This is a genomic window from Martelella sp. AD-3 (genome assembly GCF_001578105.1).
Lineage (GTDB): Bacteria > Pseudomonadota > Alphaproteobacteria > Rhizobiales > Rhizobiaceae > Martelella.
Map to the genome: position 1 here is coordinate 3,205,509 of NZ_CP014275.1, position 22,662 is coordinate 3,228,170.

Annotated in this window: 27 protein-coding genes and 1 other RNA gene; 18 read left to right on the forward strand and 10 right to left on the reverse strand. The window is 63.9% G+C overall.

The genetic code is table 11. From position 1 onward, the window contains the following. Positions 1-139: 139 nt before the first annotated feature. Positions 140-766, reverse strand: coding sequence for a ribonuclease D (locus AZF01_RS14875; RefSeq protein WP_024707556.1), 627 nt, complete (start codon positions 764-766; stop codon positions 140-142). A 177-nt stretch (positions 767-943) separates the two neighbouring features. On the opposite strand from AZF01_RS14875, the gene AZF01_RS14880 reads away from it, so the two are divergent. The 7 genes from AZF01_RS14880 to AZF01_RS14910 all read left to right on the forward strand — a co-directional run bounded on the left by AZF01_RS14880 (position 944) and on the right by AZF01_RS14910 (position 7,807). After that, positions 944-1,324, forward strand: a complete 381-nt coding sequence (locus tag AZF01_RS14880; protein ID WP_152534501.1) for a hypothetical protein — start codon at positions 944-946, stop codon at positions 1,322-1,324. Beyond that, positions 1,317-1,964, forward strand: a complete 648-nt coding sequence (locus AZF01_RS14885) for a DedA family protein (protein WP_024707558.1) — start codon at positions 1,317-1,319, stop codon at positions 1,962-1,964. The genes AZF01_RS14880 and AZF01_RS14885 overlap by 8 nt, the downstream gene beginning before the upstream one ends. A gap of 129 nt (positions 1,965-2,093) precedes the next feature. After that, a complete protein-coding gene (locus AZF01_RS14890) occupies positions 2,094-3,851 on the forward strand; it encodes an alkaline phosphatase (RefSeq protein WP_024707559.1) in 1,758 nt (585 codons plus the stop codon). Between the two features lie 310 nt (positions 3,852-4,161). Then, complete coding sequence (locus tag AZF01_RS14895; RefSeq protein WP_024707560.1) at positions 4,162-4,620, forward strand: hypothetical protein; 459 nt, start codon at positions 4,162-4,164, stop codon at positions 4,618-4,620. 31 nt (positions 4,621-4,651) lie between these two features. After that, the gene (locus tag AZF01_RS14900; protein WP_024707561.1) at positions 4,652-5,329 is read left to right on the forward strand and encodes an ABC transporter ATP-binding protein; all 678 of its coding nucleotides are present in this window, start codon (positions 4,652-4,654) and stop codon (positions 5,327-5,329) included. Between the two features lie 3 nt (positions 5,330-5,332). Next, positions 5,333-6,739 carry an ABC transporter permease gene (locus tag AZF01_RS14905; protein WP_024707562.1) on the forward strand — a complete coding sequence of 469 codons (1,407 nt, stop codon included), beginning with the start codon at positions 5,333-5,335 and terminating at the stop codon, positions 6,737-6,739. Between the two features lie 123 nt (positions 6,740-6,862). Then, the gene (locus AZF01_RS14910; protein WP_024707563.1) at positions 6,863-7,807 is read left to right on the forward strand and encodes an AEC family transporter; all 945 of its coding nucleotides are present in this window, start codon (positions 6,863-6,865) and stop codon (positions 7,805-7,807) included. A 43-nt stretch (positions 7,808-7,850) separates the two neighbouring features. Here the strand turns inward: AZF01_RS14910 and AZF01_RS14915 are convergent, their stop codons facing one another. Then, entirely contained in the window at positions 7,851-8,621 is a 771-nt protein-coding gene (locus AZF01_RS14915; protein WP_024707564.1) for a cytochrome c family protein, read from the reverse strand. Positions 8,622-8,779: 158 nt separating this feature from the next. On the opposite strand from AZF01_RS14915, the gene AZF01_RS14920 reads away from it, so the two are divergent. Both AZF01_RS14920 and AZF01_RS14925 read left to right on the forward strand, forming a co-directional pair. Further along, complete coding sequence (locus AZF01_RS14920) at positions 8,780-9,535, forward strand: 3-deoxy-manno-octulosonate cytidylyltransferase (RefSeq protein ID WP_036236741.1); 756 nt, start codon at positions 8,780-8,782, stop codon at positions 9,533-9,535. After that, positions 9,532-10,404, forward strand: a complete 873-nt coding sequence (locus AZF01_RS14925; RefSeq protein WP_024707566.1) for a prephenate dehydratase — start codon at positions 9,532-9,534, stop codon at positions 10,402-10,404. The genes AZF01_RS14920 and AZF01_RS14925 overlap by 4 nt, the downstream gene beginning before the upstream one ends. A gap of 44 nt (positions 10,405-10,448) precedes the next feature. Here AZF01_RS14925 and AZF01_RS14930 read toward each other — a convergent pair whose 3' ends face one another. From AZF01_RS14930 to AZF01_RS14945, 4 genes are all read right to left on the reverse strand, one after another. Beyond that, positions 10,449-10,817, reverse strand: a complete 369-nt coding sequence (locus AZF01_RS14930; protein ID WP_024707567.1) for a VOC family protein — start codon at positions 10,815-10,817, stop codon at positions 10,449-10,451. 68 nt (positions 10,818-10,885) lie between these two features. Next, the gene (locus tag AZF01_RS14935; RefSeq protein WP_024707568.1) at positions 10,886-11,572 is read right to left on the reverse strand and encodes a YafY family protein; all 687 of its coding nucleotides are present in this window, start codon (positions 11,570-11,572) and stop codon (positions 10,886-10,888) included. Between the two features lie 3 nt (positions 11,573-11,575). Further along, positions 11,576-12,529, reverse strand: coding sequence for an NAD(+) diphosphatase (gene nudC, locus AZF01_RS14940; RefSeq protein ID WP_024707569.1), 954 nt, complete (start codon positions 12,527-12,529; stop codon positions 11,576-11,578). After that, positions 12,526-12,939, reverse strand: coding sequence for an HIT family protein (locus AZF01_RS14945; protein WP_024707570.1), 414 nt, complete (start codon positions 12,937-12,939; stop codon positions 12,526-12,528). The genes nudC and AZF01_RS14945 overlap by 4 nt, the downstream gene beginning before the upstream one ends. 181 nt (positions 12,940-13,120) lie before the next feature. On the opposite strand from AZF01_RS14945, the gene ffs reads away from it, so the two are divergent. The 6 genes from ffs (at position 13,121) to recR (ending at position 17,426) form a co-directional block, all read left to right on the forward strand. After that, positions 13,121-13,217: signal recognition particle sRNA small type (gene ffs, locus AZF01_RS14950), an RNA gene on the forward strand. A 30-nt stretch (positions 13,218-13,247) separates the two neighbouring features. Continuing rightward, a complete protein-coding gene (locus tag AZF01_RS14955) occupies positions 13,248-13,718 on the forward strand; it encodes a YbaK/EbsC family protein (protein ID WP_024707571.1) in 471 nt (156 codons plus the stop codon). 154 nt (positions 13,719-13,872) lie between these two features. Then, positions 13,873-15,795 carry a DNA polymerase III subunit gamma/tau gene (locus AZF01_RS14960; RefSeq protein ID WP_024707572.1) on the forward strand — a complete coding sequence of 641 codons (1,923 nt, stop codon included), beginning with the start codon at positions 13,873-13,875 and terminating at the stop codon, positions 15,793-15,795. Positions 15,796-15,837: 42 nt separating this feature from the next. Further along, positions 15,838-16,161, forward strand: coding sequence for a YbaB/EbfC family nucleoid-associated protein (locus AZF01_RS14965; protein WP_024707573.1), 324 nt, complete (start codon positions 15,838-15,840; stop codon positions 16,159-16,161). A 9-nt stretch (positions 16,162-16,170) separates the two neighbouring features. Beyond that, complete coding sequence (locus tag AZF01_RS14970; RefSeq protein WP_024707574.1) at positions 16,171-16,782, forward strand: LysE family translocator; 612 nt, start codon at positions 16,171-16,173, stop codon at positions 16,780-16,782. 38 nt (positions 16,783-16,820) lie between these two features. Then, positions 16,821-17,426, forward strand: a complete 606-nt coding sequence (recR, locus tag AZF01_RS14975) for a recombination mediator RecR (RefSeq protein ID WP_024707575.1) — start codon at positions 16,821-16,823, stop codon at positions 17,424-17,426. Positions 17,427-17,439: 13 nt separating this feature from the next. On the opposite strand, the gene AZF01_RS14980 is transcribed toward recR, so the two are convergent. Continuing rightward, positions 17,440-18,030, reverse strand: coding sequence for an HAD family hydrolase (locus AZF01_RS14980; RefSeq protein ID WP_024707576.1), 591 nt, complete (start codon positions 18,028-18,030; stop codon positions 17,440-17,442). A 141-nt stretch (positions 18,031-18,171) separates the two neighbouring features. On the opposite strand from AZF01_RS14980, the gene AZF01_RS14985 reads away from it, so the two are divergent. From AZF01_RS14985 to arsB, 3 genes are read left to right on the forward strand one after another with little or no spacing between them, the layout of a single operon-like run. Further along, entirely contained in the window at positions 18,172-18,525 is a 354-nt protein-coding gene (locus tag AZF01_RS14985; RefSeq protein WP_024707577.1) for a helix-turn-helix transcriptional regulator, read from the forward strand. Positions 18,526-18,529: 4 nt separating this feature from the next. After that, on the forward strand, positions 18,530-19,057 hold the full coding sequence (locus tag AZF01_RS14990; protein ID WP_024707578.1) for an arsenate reductase ArsC: 528 nt from the start codon (positions 18,530-18,532) through the stop codon (positions 19,055-19,057). A gap of 1 nt (position 19,058) precedes the next feature. Next, positions 19,059-20,135 carry an ACR3 family arsenite efflux transporter gene (gene arsB / locus AZF01_RS14995; RefSeq protein WP_024707579.1) on the forward strand — a complete coding sequence of 359 codons (1,077 nt, stop codon included), beginning with the start codon at positions 19,059-19,061 and terminating at the stop codon, positions 20,133-20,135. Here arsB and AZF01_RS15000 read toward each other — a convergent pair. From AZF01_RS15000 to AZF01_RS15005, 3 genes are all read right to left on the reverse strand, one after another. Next, complete coding sequence (locus AZF01_RS15000) at positions 20,102-20,653, reverse strand: disulfide bond formation protein B (RefSeq protein ID WP_024707580.1); 552 nt, start codon at positions 20,651-20,653, stop codon at positions 20,102-20,104. The two genes, arsB and AZF01_RS15000, sit on opposite strands and share 34 nt — an antisense overlap. An 8-nt stretch (positions 20,654-20,661) precedes the next feature. Beyond that, complete coding sequence (locus AZF01_RS24310) at positions 20,662-20,817, reverse strand: DUF5993 family protein (RefSeq protein ID WP_024707581.1); 156 nt, start codon at positions 20,815-20,817, stop codon at positions 20,662-20,664. 180 nt (positions 20,818-20,997) lie between these two features. Next, positions 20,998-22,419, reverse strand: a complete 1,422-nt coding sequence (locus AZF01_RS15005; protein WP_024707582.1) for a sodium:alanine symporter family protein — start codon at positions 22,417-22,419, stop codon at positions 20,998-21,000. Between the last annotated feature and the right edge of the window lie 243 nt (positions 22,420-22,662).

Below are 22,662 nucleotides of genomic sequence, written 5' to 3' on the forward strand. Positions count from 1 at the left end.
CTAGAAAAACCCCCTCAGCGAGGCGGGCCTGATTATGCGGCGCAAACGCCGCTCAAGGTCTGATATGGGTGCAGACAGGATGGCTTTAAAGAGCACCGCCGGAGAATTTGTTGCTGATATGCAACACCAGCTAAGCCCCTCAGCTATGGGCAAAAATGTCGGTTTCCTCCCACCCCAGAAGGTCGAGCTTGGCCCTGGTCGGAAGGAAGTCGAAGCAGGCGCCGGCGAGCGCCATGCGGTCCTCGCGCATCAGCCGTTCCATCAGCTTGTCGCGCAGGCGGTGGAGATAGAGAACGTCGGAGGCGGCATAGGCGAGCTGCGCCTCGGAGAGCGTTTCCGCCGCCCAGTCGGAGGATTGCTGCGCCTTGGATACATCGACCTCGAGCATCTCCTTCAGATTATCCTTAAGACCATGCCGGTCCGTATAGGTCCGCGTCAGGCGCGAGGCGATCTTGGTGCAGAACACGTTCTCGGTCGTCACGCCGAATGTGTAATAGAGAACGGCGATATCGAAACGACCGAAATGAAAGATCTTCTGGCGCGAGGCATCGGCGAGCATGGCGCAAAGGTTCGGCGCTTCCTTTTGGCCCGCATCAATCTGGATAACGTCCGCCGTCCCGTCGCCCGGCGAGATCTGCACCACGCACAGCCGGTCACGACGCGGCACCAGCCCGAGCGTTTCCGTGTCGATCGCGATCGCGCCGGTATAGCGGGCGGCATCCTCGGCCGGAATGTCGTTTCTGTGGACGCGGATCTCTTCGTTCATCCATTCTTCTCCGTGGGCTTTCGTGCTGCAACGTCATGGGGTCATAGCGGATCGCCGGGCAAGACGATAGAAGAAAAGCCCGTATCGAACGCAATCGGCGGGCGCCGGCGGGCGTTGTGCACGCGCTCCGGAATGGCTATCTGGGGACACTTCTGAGAAAAGCGAAAGGCAAGGACGATGACTGGCAGGAGGATTATAGCGCCACTCTCTGCGCTCTGGAGGCGTCACCGGGGCCTCTGCGTCGCATTCGTCGTCACCGGCTTCATCACGCTCGTCTTTGCCTTGCAGTTCGTCCTTTCCGTCTTCTACTGGCGCAATCCGGAAAACCGGAACCTCGAACTCAAGGGCTGGATGACGCTGGGCCATGTCGCCATTGTCTATGACATCCCGGCGGAAGAACTTGCGGAGGAGCTGGACCTCGTTCCCGACAGTCGCAGCCGGCGGATGATGCTCCGCCAGATCGCCCGCATCAAGGGCATCTCGCTTGAAGAACTGGAGGACGAGATCGCCCACGCCCTCGATGATTATGAGGACGAAAAGGCCGAGCGCGATGAGTGAGCAGCTTCTGGCGCTGCTGCCGGTCTACGGCGTGCCCGTGATCGGCTTTGCCGTATTTCTGGCCTGTTGCGGCATTCCGCTGCCGACGGCCGTGATCATGCTGTTCGGCGGCTCGCTTGTTTCAACGGGCGACCTGACCTTCTGGGCGGTCTACACGGTCTGCGTCGCGGCGGCCTGCAGCGGCGACCAGGTCGGTTACTGGGCCGGACGGATCGGCGGCACCGGCTATGTCGAGCGTTTTGCCGCGCGCGGGCCGAAGCGCCAACGCCTCGTCGACCGCGCCCGCGACTATCTGGAACGCCGGGGCGTCATCGCGATCTTCATCACGCGCTGGCTGCTGGCGATGATCGGCCCCTACATGAACCCGGTCGCGGGAGCGGCGGGCATGCGCTGGAAACTGTTCATTGCCGCCGCCATTCCCGGGCAGATGCTCTATGTACTGATCTACACGCTGCTCGGCCTGGTCTTCTCCCACAACATCATCGCCGTGGCCCAGATCGTCGGCAATGCCAGCGGCTTCCTGGCGGCGGGCGTGGTCACGCTCGCGCTCTTCTGGTACATGACCCGCGTCCTGCATTTCTCCTGGAAACGGCGACGCCGGCGCTATCTGAAGCCGCGCGGCCGGCGCAACCGGCACTGAGACCGAGGCGCCCTTCCGCAATGCTTCAGGGCGTCATCAAAACGCAGTCAAAACGTCATCGAGATGTAATGCCGCGGGACTATCGCGGATGCGCAGCTATCTTCACACACTCTTTACCAAGAGGTTTCCATGCGCGCACGTCTCGCACTTCTCGCAGCCGCGACCTGCCTTGCCGGCACGGCCCAGGCCGCCACGATCTATCCCCTCGACCGCGCCACCATCCTGGTCGGCTCGCCCTTCGATTTCAAGGTCGAACTCGATTCGGTCCATGACGCAGGCGACATCGAAGTCACCGTCAACGGCGAAGCCTACGCGGACGTCTTCGGCGCTGACGCCGAATTCGTCTCCGACGAAAAGGGCAAAAACGACGAAAGTCTCGGCTCCGCCCTGATCCTGCGCGAGCTCGCCCTCGGCGAGGCCGGCGACTATACCGTTGCCGTCAAGGCCGGCGACGAGACGAAGGAAGTCACCTGGACCGTCTATGACACGCCTGAAATGCCGAAGGCCAAGAACATCATCTTCTTCGTCGCCGACGGCATGTCCATGGGCCACCGTTCGGCTGCCCGCATCATGTCCAAGGGCATGACCGAGGGCAAGGCCGACGGCCGGCTGAACGCTGACGACCTCGACCGGATGGCGATCATCGGCACCTCCTCGACCCATTCGGTCGCGACCGACTCGGCCAACACCATGTCGGCCTACATGACCGGCCACAAGACCCGCGTCAACGCGCTCGGCGTCTATGCCGACCGCACGCCCGACAGCCTGGACGATCCCAAGGTCGAGACCATTGCCGAGGCGCTGCGCCGCCAGACCGGCAAGTCGATCGGCGTCGTCTCCACCGCCGAGATCGAAGACGCGACGCCGGCCGCCGTTGTCGCCCACACCCGCCTTCGCGCAGACAAGGCCGAGATCGTCGGCATGTTCTACGACGTGAAGCCGGAAGTCGTCCTCGGCGGCGGTTCCGCCTACTTCCTGAAGTCGGATGTCCCCGGCTCCAAGCGCAAGGACGAAAACGACTATATCGCCATGTTCCAGGATGCCGGCTACACGGTCGTCACCTCCGCCGACGAGCTGGCTTCCGCCGAAAAGACGCAAGACGGAAAGCTGCTCGGCCTGTTCCACACCGGCAACATGGATTCAACTCTTGACCGCAAGTTCCTGAAGACCGGCAGCGTCGACAAGTTCCCGAACCAGCCCGGTCTCGTGGACATGACCACGGCAGCCATCGACCAGCTTTCCAAGAACCCGGAAGGCTTCTTCCTGATGGTCGAGGCCGCCAATGTCGACAAGATGTCGCACCCGCTCGACTGGGACCGCGCCGTCATCGACATGATCGAGTTCGACCAGGCCGTCGGCGCCGCCATGGAGTGGATGAACGCCAATCCGGACACGCTGATCGTCGTCACCGGCGACCACACCCACGGCTTCTCGGTCATCGGCACGATCGACGATGAGGTCCAGGCGGACGAGATGCGCGACAAGGTCATGACCTATGACGACGCCGGCTTCCCGAACTACACGGACGAAGACGGCGACGGCTATCCGGACAAGGTCGACGTCTCGCGTCGCCTGGCCATGTTCGCCAATAACTTCCCCGACTACTACGAGACCTTCCGCCCGAAGCTGGACGGTCCGTTCGAGCCGGCCGTGAAGGACGAGAACGGCCGCTACGTCGCAAACGAGGCCTACAAGGATGTTCCCGGCGCGGTTCTGCGCACCGGCAACCTGCCCTATGACGCCTCGACCGGCGTTCACGCCGTTGACGACGTTCTCCTGCAGGCGACCGGCCCCGGCGCCGAAGGCTTCAAGGGCTATATGGAACAGTCCGACGTCTACGAAGTGCTGGCCGATGCCTTCGCCCTCGGCAACAGCCAGAAGCAGTAGGCTTCACGTTCGAGACGGGACCGGGCGGGTTTCGCCCGGTCCTCAGACTACCGATGAACCTACTCTTTATACGGACGTCATCCTCGGGCTTGTCCCGAGGATCTAACCACGATCCCGCACGAGCGGAGTAGCGTTTTGGAAGAAGTTGTATTCCAAATGACTTCTCGTCCGGGACGCCTGCCGAGTAGAGGCGTGCTTAGGTGCTCGGGACAAGCCCGAGCATGACGGCGGAGATTGGAGCAGGCTTTGTCAACCAGCTGGGGTCCGGGCGGCTTACGCCCGGTCCTTTCCCGTCAGGAGAACTGATCCGATGACCACTCTGCCCTTTTCCCGCCGCGGCCTGCTTGCCGCAGCAAGCGCGCTCGGCGTCGGCCTTGCCCTTCGCCCCGCTCTTGCCGCCGCCGCCGACCTGAATTTCGATGAACTCTACGGCTCGTTCAGTCCGCTCGGCCTCGAATTTTCCGACAAGGTGAAGGACCTCACCGGCGAAAAAGTTTCGATCCGCGGCTTCATGGCGCCGCCGCTGAAGGCCGAGGCGCAGTTCTTCGTGCTCTCCGAAATCCCGATGGCGCTCTGCCCGTTCTGCTCTTCGGATGCCGACTGGCCGGAAAACATCGTCGTCGTCTATCTCGACAGGAAACAGACCTTCGTCCAGCCGAACCAGATGATCGAGGTGACCGGCAGGCTCGACCGCGGTTCCTGGGTGGATCCCGAAACCGGCTTCGTCAGCCAGCTGCGCCTGAGAGACGCGCGCTACAAAACCATCTGACCGCCCGCCCGCAAATCCGAAAGCCGCCCCCATGCTGCCCCTTCGCCTTGAAGATGTCGCCGTCACATTTCCCGGTCTCTCCGCGCCGGTGCTCGCCATCCCCGCCCTCGACATCGCCCCCGGGGAGCGCGTGGCCATCACCGGCCCATCAGGCTCCGGCAAGAGCACCTTCGTCAACATCATCACCGGGCTTGAAAGGCTGAAGACCGGCCACACCCGCTGGGGAGAGATCGACCTGGCGGACCTCCCCGAAGGCAGGCGCGATCGCTGGCGCGGCGAAAATATCGGCCTCGTCATGCAGGACTTTCATCTGTTCCCCGGCCTCTCAGCCTATGACAACGTGCTTCTGCCCGCCCGTCTCGCCCATGCTGCCGACCGTTCACGCCTGGATCGTGCAAAGACGCTGCTTGAGACCGTTGGCATTGCCCGTCACGCGCAGAAGGTCGAGACCATGTCGCGCGGCGAGATGCAGCGCGTCGCCGTCGCCCGCGCTCTGCTGCGCGAGCCCGCCATCATCGTCGCCGACGAGCCGACCGCAAGCCTTGACAGCGCGGCCGGCGCCGTTGTCGGCGAACTGCTGCTGGAACTGGCGCGGGGCCTTGGCAGCACGCTGATCATCGTCTCCCATGACGAGCGTCTGGTGGCGCCGATGGATCGCAGGATCTCGCTTCTGGCCGGCGCGATCGCCTCTGACGAACGGAAGGGCTGAGATATGTTCCGCTTCATCTTCTCCGATCTGAAACGCCTGTGGGCCGGATCGGCCGTCATCGTGCTGCTGATCGCCCTTGCAACCGCGCTCGGCGTCACCATCACGCTGCAGGAGCGTGCGCTGCGGCTCGGCTCGGCGCGGGCTTCGGAAAAGTTCGACCTGGTGATCGGCGCGCCCGGCAGCGAAACGCAGCTGGTGCTGTCCTCCGTCTTTCTGCAGCCCTCCGACCTGCCGCTGATGGACGGCGACCTGTTGCCCGAACTCAATGACGATCCGCGCGTTGCCTGGGCGGCGCCCATCGGCTTCGGCGATTCCTATGCCGGCTATCCGATCGTCGGCACCACCACGGCGCTCATCGAGGCGACCGTGCCGGGCTTTGCCGAAGGCGGGATATTTCTCCACGAGGGTGACGCGGTGATCGGCTCGGCCGTCGATCTGGCCGTCGGCGACGCGATCAAGCCGATGCACGGTACGGCCGAGACGGGGGGCCACACCCATACAGAACTCGCCTACCACGTCACCGGCAGGGCCGAACCCACCGGCACGCCCTGGGACCGCGCGATCCTGGTGCCGATCCAGGCGGTCTGGCACATCCACGGCCTCGGGCATGAGCATGAGCATGAAACCGAGGCGGACCATGATCATGATGCGGAAGCGGATCACGATGACGACCACCAGCACGCGGAGGCGGTCGTCGCGGCGGCGGATCACCATGATGACGACCACGACGCCCATGAGGCGGAAGAGCCCCATGACGGCGACCATGATCACGCGTCCGACGAACACGCGTCCGGGGACCACGACGAGGACGAACATCACCATGGCGCCGAGGCCGCCGCGCCCATCGACGAGCACTGGCACCGGGGCGAGACGCCCGGCCTGCCCGCCATTCTGGTGAAACCGAAATCGATTGCCGATGCCTATCGGCTGCGCCAGGAATACCGAGAGGCCGACGGCACGGTGGCGGTTTTCCCGGCCGAGGTTCTGACGCGCCTTTACGCCACGCTCGGCGATGCGCGACAGGTGCTGACGGCAATTGCCATCGGCGCGCAGGCGCTGGTCGCAGCCGCGCTGATGCTGGTGACCGTCATCCACGTGTCCCAGCGCCGGCGCGAGATCGGCGCGCTCAGGGCCTTCGGCGCGCCCCGCAGCGCGGTGTTCTCCATCGTCTGGCTCGAACTCTTCTCGCTGATCGGCCTCGGCATCGCGATCGGCTATGGCGCCGGCTTCCTCGCGGCGCGAACGATCTCGCGTTCGATCATGGCCGAGCGCGGGGTCGACATGCCCGTCGCCTTCGTCGGCTCCGACGCCGGCAACGCGCTGCTCCTTGTCGTCGTCGCCGCCATCCTTGCTGCGCTTCCGGCCCTGCTGGCCTACCGCCAGCCTCCGGCCGCCGCGCTGAAGGGCTGAGATGCCGGACCGACGCCGCGCGCGCCGCGCCAGGCTTGACACCCCCGCAGATGCGGAACATTTTCGCCGCAGCGGTTCTCCCTCGCGGTCTCCTTCCGACCGCTGCCGCTGCGAAAGCCCGTCATGTATGAAATCTTCAACAATGTCGTCCCGATCTTCTCCCTTATCCTGATCGGCTGGGCGGTGGTCCGCCTGCGCTACATGAGCGCCGACAATGCCGGTGTGCTGACGGGCTTCGTCTTCAAGATCGGCCTGCCGCTCCTGCTCCTGCGCACCATAGCCAGCGCCGATTTTCAGAATACCGGGCCGGTGAAGATCTGGATCGCCTATTTCGGCGGCGTCGCCATTGCCTGGGCGGCGGCGGCGCTGATCTCCCGCATCGTCTTCCATAGGGACCCGGCTTCCGCCGTGATCATCGGCCTTTCGGGGACCTTTTCCAATATCGCGCTTCTGGGCATCCCGCTTGTCAGCCATGTGGCCGGCGATGCGGCCCTTGTCGCGCTGTCACTGGTGCTTGCGATCCACATGCCGGTGATGATGGTGACGGCGACCGTGCTGGTCGAACGGGCAAAGGCCCATGAGGGGGGCGCGATCAGCAATCCGGCGAAGGTGTTCGCCACGATCGGCTACAACCTCGTCACCAGCCCGATCGTCATCGGCCTTGCCGCCGGCGCGCTGATGCATCTCTTCTCCATTCCGGTCGAGGGACCGGTCGGAACAGTGATCAACATGCTCGCCGGCATGGCGGCCCCCGTCGCGCTGGTTGCGATCGGCATGACGCTGACGCAGTACAGGGTCGCCGGCAATGTCGGCCTGTTTTCGACGATCACCTTCATCAAGCTGGTGCTGATGCCGGCAACCGTATTCCTCATCGCCACGGCGCTGGACCTGGCGCATTCGACGATCGCCGGGATCGTGCTGACGGCCGCCGCCCCCTCCGGCGTCAACGCCTTCGTGCTCGCCAACCAGTTCGGCACCGGCAAGAACATCGCCGCGTCAACGATCACGCTGACGACGGCGCTCGGGGTTCTGACGGTCAGTTTCTGGGTTTTGCTGCTCGGCTATTGAGCAGGAAAAAGGCGGGACTGAAAGCCCCGCCTGCTGTTGCCGCTTACTGGCCGGAAGCCGGCTGTTCGCTCTCCGCGGAACCGGGCGGCGTCGCCTCGGCGTCGGGCGCAGGCTCGGCGGTCGTACTTTCGGCATTGGCGGGGCCTGCGTCGGCATCACCGGAAGCGCCGTCCGTTGCAGCGGGTGCGGCTTCGCCGCCTTCGGCCGGTGCGGCGACCTCGCCGGAACCATCGCCCGCCGCCGACCCCGCGTCCGCCGTCTCGTCCGACGGCGGCTCGGGGAAGGGCACGGGGTCGTTCGACATGGTGGAGAGATAGGCGATCAGGTCGGCGCGATCCTCATCGTCGGAAAGGCCGGCAAAGCCCATCGCCGTTCCGGGAACATCCTTCTTCGGCGCCTTGATGAAGGCATCGAGGTTCTCATAGGTCCACAGGGTCTCGCCGCCATTGGCGTAGTCCTTCATCGCGGCGGAATAGGAGAAGCCTTCGTGACTGGCAACCGGGCGGTTAACGATGTCCCACAGGTTGGGGCCGACCTTGTTGGGACCGCCCTCCGTGTCGGTGTGACAGGCCTGGCAGCGCTTGAAAACGCGTTCGCCGGCGTCCGGCGCGGCGCTGGCGAGCAGCACGGAGATCGGCGTTTCCTCGACCTTGGCCGGAGCGCCGCTCGCATCGGTCTCCGGCACGGCGATGACATAGCCTTCCGTTTCCGGAAGCCTCGGATCGAAAATCGCCTCGGACACGAAAGACACCGTCATCAGGACGAAGATCGTCCCCAACAGGGCCGCCAGGACCATATTGAGATTGAATTTCATTGCGTTGCAGCTCCCCTTCACCCGGCCTCTCTACCGGATCACCTTGCAATCTGGAAGAACCTATGTCTTTTGGTGCCGCGATGCAACGCTGCATCGGCACGTGAAACCCGCTCCTCCGGTTTGTGAGTGGCAAATAAACGAAGAGCTTGCAAGTGGCGATGAACAAAACCGACGAAACGATCGTCCTTATCCCGGCTCGCATGGCCTCAACCCGCCTGCCCGGCAAGCCGCTGGCCGAAATCGACGGCAAGCCGATGATCATCCATGTCGCCGACCGCGCCCGCGAATCGGGCATGGGACGCGTTGTCATCGCCGTTGACGACCCGGGCGTTTACGAAGCGGTGGAGCAGGCCGGCTACGAGGTGGTCATGACCGGCCGCCAGCACCAGTCGGGTTCCGACCGGATTTTCGAAGCTCTGAAGAAGGTCGATCCGGACAAGAGGGCAAAGACCGTCATCAACGTCCAGGGCGACCTGCCGACGCTGGACCCGGCAACCATCCAGGCCTCGCTCCGGCCGCTCGAGAACCCCGATGTCGATATCGCAACGCTTGCGGTGGAAATCACCGATGAAAATGAAAAAACCGCCCCGCAGGTGGTCAAGGTCGTCGGCGCGCCGATCGGCGCCTACCGGCTGCGCGCCCTTTATTTCACACGCGCCACCGCCCCCTGGGGCGAGGGCCCGCTCTATCACCACATCGGGCTCTATACCTATCGCCGCTCGGCCCTCGAACGGTTCGTCTCGCTGCCGCGCTCCTTCCTGGAAGAACGCGAAAAGCTCGAACAGCTCCGCGCGCTCGAACACGGCATGCGCATCGATGTCGAGATCGTGAAGACCGTGCCGCTCGGCGTCGACACGCCCGAAGACCTCGAAAAGGCGCGCAGGATCCTCGAAGGCAAGGGAGGCGCATCATGATCATGAAGACCAACCGCATCTCGTTCCAGGGCGAGTTCGGGGCCAATTCGGACATGGCCTGCAGGGACATGTACCCGAACATGGAACCGCTGCCCTGCAAGACCTTCGAGGACGCATTCCTCGCCGTTGAAAACGGCGACGCCGACCTGGCGATGATCCCGATCGAGAACACGCTTGCCGGCCGCGTCGCCGATATTCATTACCAGTTGCCCGATTCCAGGCTGTCGATCGTCGGCGAATACTTCATGCCGATACGCTTTCAGCTGATGGCTTTGCCGGGTGTTTCTCTGGACGAGATAAAGACCGTCCATAGCCATATCCACGCGCTCGGCCAGTGCCGCAAGATCATCCGCCGCAACACTTGGAACCCGGTGATTGCCGGCGACACGGCGGGCGCGGCAATGCTGGTGAAGGAGAAGGGCGACCGCACGATGGCGGCGCTCGCGCCGCGCCTCGCCGCCTCGCTCTACGGCCTCGACATCCTCGCCGAGAATGTCGAGGATTCCGACAGCAACATCACCCGCTTCGTCATCCTCTCCGACAGGGAAACCCGCGCGAAGCGCAACGGGCCGGACAGGACGATCGTCACCACCTTCGTCTTCAATGTCCGCAATATTCCCGCCGCCCTTTACAAGGCCATGGGCGGTTTCGCCACCAATGGCATCAATATGACCAAGCTGGAGAGCTACCAGATCGGCGGCAAGTTCATCGCCACGCAGTTCTACGCCGATATCGAGGGGCACCCCGACGATCCGGCCGTGGCGCGCGCGCTGGAGGAACTGGAATTCTTCTCCGAGAAGGTCCGCATTCTGGGCGTCTATGAAGGCCACCCCATGCGCCGGCATCTCCAGGCGCTTGGGGACGAGTAGGCCACAAGGGGCGACGCCGGAGCGCCCCCCTGCATCTTCTCCGGTCAGCTATCCGGTTCGCACACGCGGATGCGATGGCCGTCAGGATCGGCGATCACGAAGGTGGGACCGAAATCGGCTGTGACCAGCTGCTGCAGGATCGTGTGTCCCTCGGCTTTCGCGCGCTCGAAGAAAGCCGCCACGCCGCCGGGCTCCGACGTCATGATCCCGACTTCCATCATCCCCGGGCCGCCCTCCGCCTCGGGCTTGGCCGTGGATTTGCGCCACAGCCCGAGCATCAGGCCATTCGGCATGTGAAAGGCCGTAAAGCCCGGCGAAAGCGCATTTGGCTTTTGCCCGAGAAGGCGTTCGTAGAAGGCGCCGCTTTTTCCGGTGTCCTCGACATAAAGCACGACAAGATTGATGGCCGACATGATTTTCTCCGTTTCGTGTTTCGATACGAAGAAGGTTTAGGCTGCATCGCTGACAGTTTCCGTCAGCATCATGCGCCCGGCAATTGCCTGCGCCATTCGGAAAGAAGCACGGTCCGTCGCCGCGGATAGCGCCGCCCGGTCTCGTTCAGAGCCGCGATCCGGTCGGTGCGGAAATGGCGGAAGTCCTGCCGCATCTCGCACCAGGCAACGACGATGCGCACCCTTTCGAAATAGGCAAGGCCGATCGGCCAGATAACACGCGTGGTCACCTGGTCGCGCTCGTCGCGATAATCGATTTCAAGCACTTTCTCGGCGCGGATCGCGCTTCTGAGCGCGGCGATGTCCGCAGTGTCCTCCGTCACGGCGCGCGGACCGACGATCAGCGCCGTCTCGTCGATCGTCTCGGAAAGCGACTGCGGTAGAACGGCTGCGATCTTTGCCAGCGCCTGGCTGGCGGCGGTGGAAAGCTTCGGATCGCTGACCTTCTCCACCCATCGGCTGCCGAGCACCAAGGCCTCGATCTCGTCTTGCGAAAACATCATCGGCGGCAGCAGGAAGCCGGGCCGCAGCAAATAGCCGACGCCCGCCTCGCCCTCGATCGCCGCGCCCTGCGCCCTGAGGCTGGCGATATCGCGGTAAAGCGTCCGGAGGCTGACATCGAGTTCGCGCGCCAGCGCATCGCCTGTGACCGGGTAGCGCCTGGAGCGCAATGCCTGCAGCAACGCCAGCAGCCGTTCCGAGCGCGAACCGGCCACGGGTCAGACCCAGTCGAGGAAATCACGCATCAACCGGAAGGCGATCGCGCCTTCCGGCGGCGCGTTGATGCCGCCTTCGTGCCGGCCTTCGACGATCGCTTCGAGTTCCTCGCGGGAAAACCATCGGCAGTCCTCGAGTTCCGCGTCATCGCGGCGGATCTCGAAGCTCTCGGCCTTCGCATAGCAGGCGAGCATCAGCGAATAGGGCATCGGCCAGGGCTGGGACGCGTGGTAGCGCACGGCGCCGACGCGGATGGCCGATTCCTCCAGCGTCTCGCGGCGGACGGCATCCTCGACGGTCTCTCCCGGCTCTAGAAACCCGGCAAGACACGAATAGCGGCCTTGCGGAAAATTCGGATTGCGCCCGAGAAGCACACGGTCGCGCTCCTCGTCAACGATCAGCATGATCACCACCGGATCGGTGCGCGGAAACATCATATGGCCGCAGGCCGTGCACTGACGGCGGAAGCCGCCGGCGGCCCCTTCCGCCTTGGCGCCGCAGCGTCCGCAGAAGCGATGGTTGCGGGCCCAGACATTGAGGCTGGAGGCCAGCGCGACTGCCCCTTGCGTCTCCTCGTCGAAAAGCCCCTCGGAATAGATCGCCCTGACACTGCTCGCCTTCAGATGCGCCGGCAGCGCCTCGGGGTCTAGCCCGAGTTCGATTGACAACAGCGGAACACCATTGAGGTCATGGCCGAGAAGAACGGCGCTTTCCCGGTCCGGCGACAAATCGAGGATCTCGTAGCGGGCGAAATAGGGATCGAGCACCTGCCGCTCGTGCTTGACGAGAGGCCTGCCGCCGGCAAAGGCGATGAAGCGGGCGCCCGGCGTGCGGGCCGCGGTGATGAGGCTGTCATCCGCCCGATGCTCGGAATCGCGGATGATCCGGCAACCGGCAAAGGCCGTCAGCGCGCTCGGGTCGTCATGCGGACCCGCCTTTTCGAAAATCGACCTCATGACCGGGCCATCGCCTCCGTGATCCTGTGCGCCAATGCCGTCATCTCGTCCTCATCCAGAGGCTCAGCCGTGCCATGGCCCCAGATCGGGCCGGGCCAGTTCGCATCGCCCTCGAACCTGGCGACGACATGGACGTGGAGCTGGCGCACCATATTGCCGATGGCGGCGATGTTGATCTTGTCGGCGCCGGTTGCCTCCTTCAGGGCCCTGGCGACCTCGTTGATCTCGAAGGTCAGCATGGTCTGGTCAAGCGGCGCCAGATCGAACACTTCGCTGACATCAGGGCGCTGCGGCACCAGCAGGAGCCAGGGCCAGCGCCCGTCCCGCATCAGCCGCAGTTCGGAGAGCCCCAGCGCGGTAATCAGCGCGCTGTCTCGCCGCAAACGTTCATCGAGCGTGAATTCCTGCATGTCGTCCCTGTTCATTCCTGAGCCGGACCGGTTCCGGTTCTCGATTTCGCCCTATCCAGACATGTCTATCAAACGGACGCAAGGCGACAACCGTCAAACAGCGTGCGAGAGGCAAGCCCCGAGAAAGTTTTTTCCGCGCGCTGCTTGCATTCAAACGGCAAATTGACGATATGTGCGGCCGGGAGGCTGGTGGTGGACGTGCCACTCGCCAACCGGGTCAGGTCCGGAAGGAAGCAGCCCCAACGAGTTGTGTACGGGTCATCGTGCCGGTCTCCCACCCTCCCCTTTTCCCAAGCGGAGACGTCCCCATGAGCATCGACAGCGTTCGCGCTCATCTGAGCGAAGCTGCCCCCGATATTGCGATCATAGAGACGGAAGAAAGCAGCGCCACGGTGGAAGAGGCCGCCGCCGCTCACGCGGTCGCCCCCGCGCAGATTGCCAAGACGCTCTCCTTTTCGGCCAAGGACGAACGCTTCCTGCTGGTTGCCCGCGGCGATGCCCGCATTGACAACAGGAAGGCCAAGGCGGCCTTCGGCGGCAAGGTGCGCATGTTGCCGCTTGAAGAGGTCGAGGCGATTACCGGCCATCCGGTCGGCGGCGTATGTCCCTTCGGTCTGGCCGAGCCGATTACGGTCTATTGCGATGTCAGCCTGAAAGCCTTCGACGTGGTCTATCCCGCCGCGGGCGCCCGCAATGCCGCCGTGCGCATCGCGCCCGAGCGCATCGCCGAGATCACGGGGGCCGAGTGGGTCGATGTCTGCCAGGAGCCCGCCCCTTGAGGCGAACCTGCCGCCGGCCTCCAAAAATCCTGTGCATTTCCCCTCCGGCTCTGCCAAACTGCCGCGGCTTTCGTGACTCCCGCGCCGGGTCTCGACTATGCTCGCCGCCTGCCGGCCGTTGAAGCCGGCCGGACAACAACCGATATGAGTGGCAATGGCCGACGACGCATCCGAGATTGAACCGAACAAGACCGCTTCCGACGACAGCGGTTACCGCGTCCTGGCGCGCAAATACCGCCCGAAGGACTTCTCCGACCTGATGGTCGGCCAGGAGCCGATGGTGCGCACGCTGACCAACGCGTTCGAAACCGGGCGGATCGCGCAGGCCTACATGCTGACGGGCGTGCGTGGCGTGGGCAAGACGACGACGGCGCGCATTCTGGCGCGCGGCCTCAATTACAAGACCGAGACGGTCGACAAGCCGACGATCGACCTGAAGGAGATCGGCGAGCACTGCCAGGCGATCATGGACGGCCGCCATGTCGACGTGATCGAGATGGACGCCGCCTCCCACACCGGCATCGACGATATCCGCGAAATCATCGACCAGGTGCGCTACCGGCCGTCAACGGCGCGCTACAAGGTCTACATCATCGACGAAGTGCATATGCTGTCCACCCAGGCCTTCAACGGGTTGTTGAAGACGCTGGAAGAGCCGCCGGAACATGTGAAGTTCATCTTCGCCACCACCGAGATCCGCAAGGTGCCGATCACGGTGCTGTCGCGCTGCCAGCGCTTCGACCTGCGCCGCATTCCCGCCGCCGACCTGGTGCGGCTGTTCTCGACGATCTCGGCCAAGGAAGGCGTGACGATCGAGGACGAGGCGGTGTCGATGATCGCGCGCGCGGCCGAGGGTTCAGCGCGCGACGGGCTTTCCCTGCTTGACCAGGCCATCTCCCACGGCAACGGCCATGTGGAGGCCGCCGCCGTGCGCGCCATGCTCGGCCTTGCCGACCGCGCCCGCATCGTCGACCTGTTCGGCCATGTCGTCAGCGGCGACGTAAAGGCGGCGCTGGATGAGTTTCTGGCGCAGTACGAAGCCGGCGCCAATCCGGTGGTCGTGCTCAATGACCTTGCCGATTTCACCCATCTGGTGACGCGGCTGAAATATGTGCCGGAAGGCGCCGATGATGTCTCGCTGAGCGAGATCGAACGGACGAAGGGCCGTGAATTCGCCGAAAGCGTTGCCGTTTCCGCCCTGTCGCGCATCTGGCAGATGCTGCTGAAGGGCATTCCCGAAACGGAAAACGCCGCCCGCCCCTATGGCGCGGCCGAGATGGTGCTGATCCGCCTGACGCACGCCGCGCACCTGCCCTCGCCCGAGGATGCCGCGCGCCGCCTGCTGGCGCTTGAAAGCGGCGAGGCGCAAATCCCGCCGTCGCGCCCTTCCGCGCCGTCGCCCCAGGGTGGCGGGACGAATGGCGCAACGAGCGCCCGCGCGGTCTCCGCCTCGACAACCGGCGAACAGCCTTCACGGCCCTCCGCGACGGTCACCATGCTGCGACCACAGACTTCCGAAACGCCGCGGCCGGAGCCCGAACAGGCCGCACCGGTGGAGGAGGAGCCGCAGCCGACGCCCGAACCGGCAGCGGCCAGCGCGCCGGAACCGCCGAAGACTTCCGCCATCAAGTCGCTGCAGGACATTACCGACCTTTGCTCCAAACACCGCGCGCCGCTGATCCGCGCGCAGATCCGCAATTTCGTCCGCCTCGTGCGCCTTGAGTCCGGACGGCTCGAGGTCAATCTGGAAGACGGGGCGTCGCAGACCTTTCTGAATGAACTCGGCGCGAAGCTGCGCGAATGGACGGGCGAGAGCTGGTTCGTCAGCCTCAGCCGCGAGAAGGGCGAGGCAACGCTTGTGGAGGCGGAAACGGCGGCGCGGGACAAGCTTTTCCGCGATGCCCGCGAGGATCCGGAAGTGGCCTCGATCCTGAAATTCTTTCCCGGTGCAAGGATCACCGATGTGCGCGTGCGGGCGGAAGAGACGGAGACTGCGGAAGGCGGCGCTGACGGCCTGCCCGACGCCGCCGTCAACGAGGATGGCGACGTCCTTCCCGAAGACGATCTCGACGAGTGATAGAGAACCTTTTGATTTTGAACAGAAAATGAGGAGAATACCATGCGCGACCTGATGGGCATGATGGGCAAGATGAAGGAAATGCAGGCCAAGATGGAGCAACTGCAGCAGGACATTGCGGCCGTTGAGGTCGATGGCGTTTCCGGCGGCGGCATGGTCAATGTGAAGATGACCGGCAAGGGCGAGATGATCTCCATCAAGATCGACCCGACGCTGCTTTCCGAGGACGACGCCGAAATGCTCGAGGACCTGATCGTCGCCGCCCATCGCGATGCCAAGGACCGCGCCGAGCAGAAGGCCGAGGAAATGACCAAGGAACTGACCGCCGGCCTGCCGATCCCGCCCGGCATGAAGCTGCCGTTCTAGGATCGCGCCATGACCATCGGCGCGCTCGCCCTTTTCGCCATCACGCTTTTCGTTGCCGCGGGCTCGCCGGGGCCGAGCGTGGCGGCGCTTGTCGCCCGCGTGCTCTCGCGCGGGCACCGCGACGTGCTGCCCTTCATGGCGGCGATGTGGCTGGGCGAGGCGCTGTGGCTGACGCTGGCCGTCTTCGGACTGGTCGCCGTGGCCTCGAGCTTCCACGACGTCTTCATCGCCATCAAATGGGCGGGCGTCGCCTATCTCGTCTGGCTGGCGTGGAAGATGTGGACCGCCGATCCGGCGGCAGACGGCGAGGGTCTGCCGAGCGCCGGTTCCGGCTGGAAGATGTTCCTGACCGGCATGAGCGTCACGCTCGGCAATCCGAAGATCATGATGTTCTACGTCGCGCTCCTGCCGACCATCATCGACCTCGGCAGCGTCACGCTTCTCGGCTGGGTCGAACTGACGGCAACGCTTCTGGTCGTGCTCGCGATTGTCGACCTCTCCTGGGTCTTCATGGCCGCCAAGGCGCGGCGTTTCCTGAAAAGCCCGCGCGCCATGAAGATCGCCAACCGCATCTCCGCCGGCATGATCGGCAGCGCGGCGGCGGCGATCGCGACGCGATGATCATTCCAATCCGGCATTCGATAGGCTAAAGCGCCCTTATGGCAAAACGAGTCACCGGTCCCGAAATCGAAAAACTGATCCAGCTTCTGGCGAAGGTGCCGGGGCTTGGGCCGCGTTCGGCGCGGCGCGCGGCGTTGCACCTGATCAAGAAGCGCGACCAGTTGATGGGCCCCTTGTCGGGCGCAATGCAGGACGCCTATGACAAGGTGAAGATCTGCTCGACCTGCGGCAATGTCGATACCGCCGATCCCTGCACGATCTGCACCGATCCGACCCGCGACCAGAGCCTGGTCATCGTCGTGGAAGACGTTGGCGATCTCTGGGCGCTGGAGCGAGCGGCGGCGCTGAATGCCGCCTATCACGTGCTTGGCGGCACGCTGTCGCCGCTTGACGGCATCGGGCCGGACGACCTGACGATTGCCGCCCTTGTCGACCGGGTGAAGACCGGCGAGGTCAAGGAACTGATCATCGCCGTCAACGCCACGGTCGAGGGCCAGGCGACCGCTCACTATATCACCGACCAGCTCGAAGGCATGGACATCAAGGTCACCCGTCTCGCCCATGGCGTGCCGGTCGGCGGCGAGCTCGACTATCTGGACGAGGGCACACTGGTGGCGGCGCTCAGGTCGCGCACGAGCCTTTGAGGTTTGGCGCCCCTCAGGCGACGAGATCGATCAGCCGGTCAGCGCCGCTCCAGTGGCAGGCCGTCCAGCCTCGGGCACACGCCGCGTCGACATTGGCCTTCGCATCATCAACGAACACGATTTGATGCGCGCTGAAACCCGTTCTTGCCTCTGCCTGCGCGAAGAAAGCGGCCGACGGCTTTTTGACGCCGAGCGCGGCTGAATAGATGATGCCGTCCACATGGGCGGCGAAACCCATCGCATCCATCAGATAGCGGGCGCGCTGGTGCTCCTGATTGGTGGCAAGATAGACTTTCAGGCCGTTTTGCTTCAGTGCCCGCAGATCCTCCAGGACTGCGACGTCCACCGCTGAATCCCGCTCGAACCAGTAGCTCATGAAGGTTTCGGCTGAGACCGCATCGGACAGCGCCGGAAGACAGGTCTCCAGTGCATCCCGCAGCGGTTTCCGTCCAAGAATGACATCCGGCCAATGGGCATTGAAGAAATCGGTTGCGAGCCGATCGGGATCGATGCCGAGATCGCGCTTCATGTCTTCGGCCCACGACCTGCCGTTCTGCGGGTGAACGAGGACGCCATCCACGTCCAGCATCAGGCATTGTTTCAAAAGGCTTCTCCCGACTGGGCGCATGACGGGCGCCTTGTCCGGGCAGACCATAATGTTCATCCTCCCGGGCTGGCAAGCCCGCGTGAAATCCGAGCGAACGAAGGTCATTGACTTTCATATTATATCCATTATTCTGGATATATGGATAATACAGAAACGATATCGGTACTCGCCGCCCTTGCCCAGCCCACCCGGCTTCAGGCCTTTCGCCTGCTCGTTGCAGCAGAGCCGGAGGGCATTGCCGCGGGTGACCTCGCGCGCAGGCTCGAGATACCGCAGAACACCATGTCGGCCCATCTCAACACGCTGACGCAGGCGGGCATTGTCACCGGTCTGAGACAGGGACGGTCCATTATCTACCGCGCCAACCTCGAACGATTGCGCGCGGCCATGCTGTTCCTGCTCCGCGACTGCTGCGGCGGCAACCCGGATCTCTGCGCGCCGCTGATCGAGGATCTGGCGCCTTGCTGCGAAACACACCCTACGGAGGCATGAAGCCATGACCGAGAAGACCCTGAACGTGCTTTTTCTCTGCACCGGCAATTCCGCCCGGTCCATCCTTGCCGAATCGATCCTCAACGGCGAGGGCAACGGCCGGTTCCGCGCCTTTTCCGCCGGAAGCCACCCGAAGGACGCGCCCAACCCGCTTGCTCTGGAAACCCTGAAGGCGATGGGCTACCGCTCCGAGGGCTTCCGCTCGAAAAGCTGGGACGAGTTCACCCAGCCCGGCGCGCCGGAAGTCGATTTCATCATCACCGTCTGTGACAGCGCGGCCGGCGAGGCCTGCCCGATCATGCGCGGCCCCGGCAAACGCGCCCACTGGGGCGTCGAGGATCCGAGCCATGTGGAAGGCACCCACGAGGAAAAGCTGCGGGCCTTTGCCCAGACCGCGACCTATCTGAAAAGCCGGATCATGGCTTTCATCAACCTCTACCGGGATGAAGGCGGACCGGAGGACCCGGACAGCAAGCTGAAGCAGATCGGCGCCATGGAAGGCGCCACCGAGAAAGCCCGGAAGGCTGACTGACATGTCCACATTCGAAAGATACCTGACCCTGTGGGTCGCGCTGTGCATCGTCGTCGGCATCGCGCTCGGCCATTTCTTCCCTTCCGTCTTCGTCGCCATCGGCGCGCTTGAGATCGCGCGCGTCAACCTGCCCGTTGCCGTGCTCATCTGGCTGATGATCATCCCGATGCTGCTGAAGATCGACTTCTCGGCGCTTGCCGAGGTGGGTCGCCACTGGCGCGGCATCTCGGTTACGCTGTTTGTCAACTGGGCGGTGAAGCCGTTTTCCATGGCCTTGCTCGGCTGGCTGTTCATCGGCTGGCTGTTCCGGCCGATGCTGCCGGCCGACCAGGTCGACAGCTATATCGCCGGCCTCATCATCCTGGCCGCCGCCCCCTGCACCGCCATGGTGTTCGTCTGGTCGAACCTGACGAAGGGCGAGCCGCATTTCACCCTGTCGCAGGTGGCGCTGAACGACGCGATCATGATCGTCGCCTTCGCCCCGATCGTCGCCCTTCTGCTCGGGCTTTCGGCCATTACCGTACCGTGGTCGACGCTGGTGCTGTCGGTGGCGCTCTACATCGTCATTCCGGTGATCATTTCGCAGGTCATCCGCAAGAGCCTGATCCGGAACGGCTCGACGGCAAGGCTCGATGCATTGCTGGCAAAGATCCAGCCCGCCTCTCTGGTCGCGCTCCTGGCGACGCTCGTGCTGCTCTTTGCCTTCCAAGGCGAGCAAATCCTGGCGCAGCCGATGATCATCGCGCTGCTGGCCGTGCCGATCCTGATTCAGGTCTATTTCAACTCGGGCCTTGCCTATCTGCTCAACCGCGCCTCGGGCGAGGAGCACTGCGTGGCCGGCCCCTCGGCCCTTATCGGCGCATCGAACTTCTTCGAGCTTGCCGTTGCCGCCGCCATATCGCTCTTCGGCTTCAACTCGGGGGCGGCGCTGGCAACCGTCGTCGGCGTCCTTATCGAGGTGCCGGTCATGCTCTCGGTCGTTGCCATCGTCAACCGGACGAAGGGCTGGTACGAGGCAGGACCGGCGGTCTCCCGCAATGCGGCTCAGCGGCCGAGCAGCGAATCGAGCGCCTCGTAACTCGTCGGATTGTCCGGGCAGAGGCCGACGCCGCATTCGGCAAGCGTGGAAACGCCATTGCCGAGCGCCATCACCGCGAACAGGGCGACGGCCAGAAGGCCGAGCCCGCCGCGCCGCACCCGCTCGGAGGCCCGCGCCGGCCCAAGCACCAGCATGACGCCCGTGCCGAGGACGACGACGGCGAACAGCACAAAGGCCCAACTGTAGAAATGCATGCCGAGAAAGGGCGCGCCATAGCCGCCCGTTCCGGGCACGACATGCAGCGCCACCTGGCGCAGCGCCGCAGCGCCGCCGGCCACCGCGCCCAGAAGCATCAGGCCATAGTGCCGGGCATCGACGCCCAACAACACGTTCAGCGCCAGACCCGTTCCAACGATGACAAAACCGGCGCGCTGCAGCAGGCAGAGCGGGCATGGCAGGTCGCCGTTTGCGAACTGGTCATAAAAGGCGAACAGAAGAACGACCGAAATGGCGAGAAGCGCCAGCACATTCAGAAGATGGGCAATACGGACAGGCATGGATCACCTCAAAGATCGATGTCGAGCACGTCTGTCGCGTGCAATCTGAAAAGGACGAAGAGCACCAGAACCGCAATCACGGTCAGAAGCGCGGCAAGGCCGCGGTGCCCGCGCCAGGCGCTGTAGAGCGCGGCGGCGCAGATAAAAAACGGCAATGTCATCATGACGGACGTCCTCCGGTATATTTCAAAGGGAACGCGGCGGGCTTGCACCGCCGCGTCCTGAAGATGGGCCCCCGCCCGGCGCTAGAGCGGTTCCGTCTTTCTTGGAAACGCGCAACCGCTCTATCTATTTGTTTTGACCCATTTTCGCAGTCAGATGTTTCCATCTGACTGCGAAATACTCTATCGCGCGTCCGGCCAGGCCGTCTCATCCGTATCGAGATCCGGGAACTTCTTGGGGTCGAAGACCGGACGCCTGATCCCGGCGGCAAGCTGCGAACGGAAGTCGTTGATCAGCCTGAGCGCGATCGGGAACAGCATCATCATCGCCAGCAGGTTGACCACTGCCAGGATGCCCATCATCGGATCGGAGAAGTTGAAAACCGCCGTAGCGCCGGGGGCAACCGCGCCGACAAACACGATCGCGACGATCACGATCCTGAGGACATGCACCGCGCTCGGCTTTTCCGTCATGAAGGCCAGCGCGTTCTCGCCGAGATAGTAGTTGTAGATGATCGACGAGAAGGAAAACAGGAAAATGGCGACCGTCAGGTAATACTGCGCCCAGTTGCCGACATGGTCGACCATGCTCTGCTGGGTGAGGATGACGCCGTCCACATCCGCCTGGCCCGGCTGGTAGACATCGCCAAGCAAGATGACGAAAGCCGTGCACGAGCAGATGATCATCGTGTCGATGAACACGGAGAAGCTCTGGGTGATGCCCTGGCTGACCGGATGGCGCACATAGGCGGTGGCGGCGACGTTCGGCGCGGAACCAAGCCCGGCCTCGTTGGAGAACAGGCCGCGCCTCAGGCCGTTGGCGACCGCCGCGCCGACGCCGCCGGCGACCGCTTCGCGCAAGCCGATGGCGTTGGCGACGATATCCCAGATCACGCCCGGAAGCGCGGTGATGTTCATCAGGATAATCACAACGGCCATGGCGATATAGCCAAAGGCCATGATCGGGATGATGATGTCGGAGGCCTTGGCGATGCGGTGGATGCCGCCATAGACGATGAAGCCGGTGGCGGCGGCCAGCAGGATGCCCGTCGCATAGCGCGGAACCCCCATACTGTCGGCAGCGGCGCCTGCAACAGTGTTTCCCTGAAAGGCATTGAAGCCGATGGCGAAGGAGGCGATCAGGCAGATGGCATAGATGATCGCCAGCCAGCGGTAGTTTTCGCCCAGCCCGTGAATGATGGCGCGCGCCGGGCCGCCGCGATAGTCCCCTTCCGCGGTTGTCCGCTTGAAAGCCTGCGCCAGCGTCGCCTCGACCAGGCCGGAACACATGCCGACGAGCGCGATGGCCCACATCCAGAACACCGCGCCCGGACCGCCGGCCGTGATCGCAACCGCCACGCCGGCAATGTTTCCGCCGCCGACGCGCCCACCGACGGAAACAAAAAGCGCCTCGCGGGCGCTGATCTTGCTCGGATCGCCGTCCTCATCGCCCCAGAGGACGCCGAACATGCGCTTGAAGAAACGGAACTGCACGAAGCCGCTGGCGACGGTGAAAAACACGCCGAGCACGACGAGGAAGGGCACGAGCGCCCAGCCCCATGTCAAATCATTGATGTAATTGAAGAGCGAATCGAAGAACTGCAACTCATGACCCCTTTTTTCCGCAATGCACGAAGTGACGCATGCCGCGTCCTCCCCGAGCCCCCACCCGGAAACAGGCAAAATTCTCGTGTTATTTTACCTTTGTTTACAAGAGCGTAGATTCGAACACGCTTTTCAGCAAGCACTGATAAGTTCGCAAACGGCATTTTGTGTCTTCACACCAAAAAAGGCGCGCCGCGCTTTCGAACGCGGCGCGCCTCGACAGGAGACGGGATCAGGCCTTGC

Bases quoted from the DNA above. Each gene is read 5' to 3' on its own strand.
- AZF01_RS14880 (WP_152534501.1), top strand. From the start codon at position 944: ATGACTGGCAGGAGGATTATAGCGCCACTCTCTGCGCTCTGGAGGCGT.
- AZF01_RS14895 (WP_024707560.1), top strand. From the start codon at position 4,162: ATGACCACTCTGCCCTTTTCCCGCCGCGGCCTGCTTGCCGCAGCAAGC.
- AZF01_RS14875 (WP_024707556.1), bottom strand. From the start codon at position 766: ATGAACGAAGAGATCCGCGTCCACAGAAACGACATTCCGGCCGAGGAT.
- AZF01_RS14915 (WP_024707564.1), bottom strand. From the start codon at position 8,621: ATGAAATTCAATCTCAATATGGTCCTGGCGGCCCTGTTGGGGACGATC.
- AZF01_RS14910 (WP_024707563.1), top strand. From the start codon at position 6,863: ATGTATGAAATCTTCAACAATGTCGTCCCGATCTTCTCCCTTATCCTG.
- AZF01_RS14945 (WP_024707570.1), bottom strand. From the start codon at position 12,939: ATGCAGGAATTCACGCTCGATGAACGTTTGCGGCGAGACAGCGCGCTG.
- AZF01_RS14890 (WP_024707559.1), top strand. From the start codon at position 2,094: ATGCGCGCACGTCTCGCACTTCTCGCAGCCGCGACCTGCCTTGCCGGC.
- AZF01_RS14985 (WP_024707577.1), top strand. From the start codon at position 18,172: ATGGATAATACAGAAACGATATCGGTACTCGCCGCCCTTGCCCAGCCC.
- AZF01_RS14965 (WP_024707573.1), top strand. From the start codon at position 15,838: ATGCGCGACCTGATGGGCATGATGGGCAAGATGAAGGAAATGCAGGCC.
- recR (WP_024707575.1), top strand. From the start codon at position 16,821: ATGGCAAAACGAGTCACCGGTCCCGAAATCGAAAAACTGATCCAGCTT.
- AZF01_RS14990 (WP_024707578.1), top strand. From the start codon at position 18,530: ATGACCGAGAAGACCCTGAACGTGCTTTTTCTCTGCACCGGCAATTCC.
- AZF01_RS15000 (WP_024707580.1), bottom strand. From the start codon at position 20,653: ATGCCTGTCCGTATTGCCCATCTTCTGAATGTGCTGGCGCTTCTCGCC.
- AZF01_RS14905 (WP_024707562.1), top strand. From the start codon at position 5,333: ATGTTCCGCTTCATCTTCTCCGATCTGAAACGCCTGTGGGCCGGATCG.
- AZF01_RS14900 (WP_024707561.1), top strand. From the start codon at position 4,652: ATGCTGCCCCTTCGCCTTGAAGATGTCGCCGTCACATTTCCCGGTCTC.
- AZF01_RS14930 (WP_024707567.1), bottom strand. From the start codon at position 10,817: ATGTCGGCCATCAATCTTGTCGTGCTTTATGTCGAGGACACCGGAAAA.
- AZF01_RS14955 (WP_024707571.1), top strand. From the start codon at position 13,248: ATGAGCATCGACAGCGTTCGCGCTCATCTGAGCGAAGCTGCCCCCGAT.
- arsB (WP_024707579.1), top strand. From the start codon at position 19,059: ATGTCCACATTCGAAAGATACCTGACCCTGTGGGTCGCGCTGTGCATC.
- AZF01_RS14970 (WP_024707574.1), top strand. From the start codon at position 16,171: ATGACCATCGGCGCGCTCGCCCTTTTCGCCATCACGCTTTTCGTTGCC.
- AZF01_RS24310 (WP_024707581.1), bottom strand. From the start codon at position 20,817: ATGATGACATTGCCGTTTTTTATCTGCGCCGCCGCGCTCTACAGCGCC.
- AZF01_RS14920 (WP_036236741.1), top strand. From the start codon at position 8,780: ATGAACAAAACCGACGAAACGATCGTCCTTATCCCGGCTCGCATGGCC.
- AZF01_RS14885 (WP_024707558.1), top strand. From the start codon at position 1,317: ATGAGTGAGCAGCTTCTGGCGCTGCTGCCGGTCTACGGCGTGCCCGTG.
- AZF01_RS14925 (WP_024707566.1), top strand. From the start codon at position 9,532: ATGATCATGAAGACCAACCGCATCTCGTTCCAGGGCGAGTTCGGGGCC.
- AZF01_RS14960 (WP_024707572.1), top strand. From the start codon at position 13,873: ATGGCCGACGACGCATCCGAGATTGAACCGAACAAGACCGCTTCCGAC.
- nudC (WP_024707569.1), bottom strand. From the start codon at position 12,529: ATGAGGTCGATTTTCGAAAAGGCGGGTCCGCATGACGACCCGAGCGCG.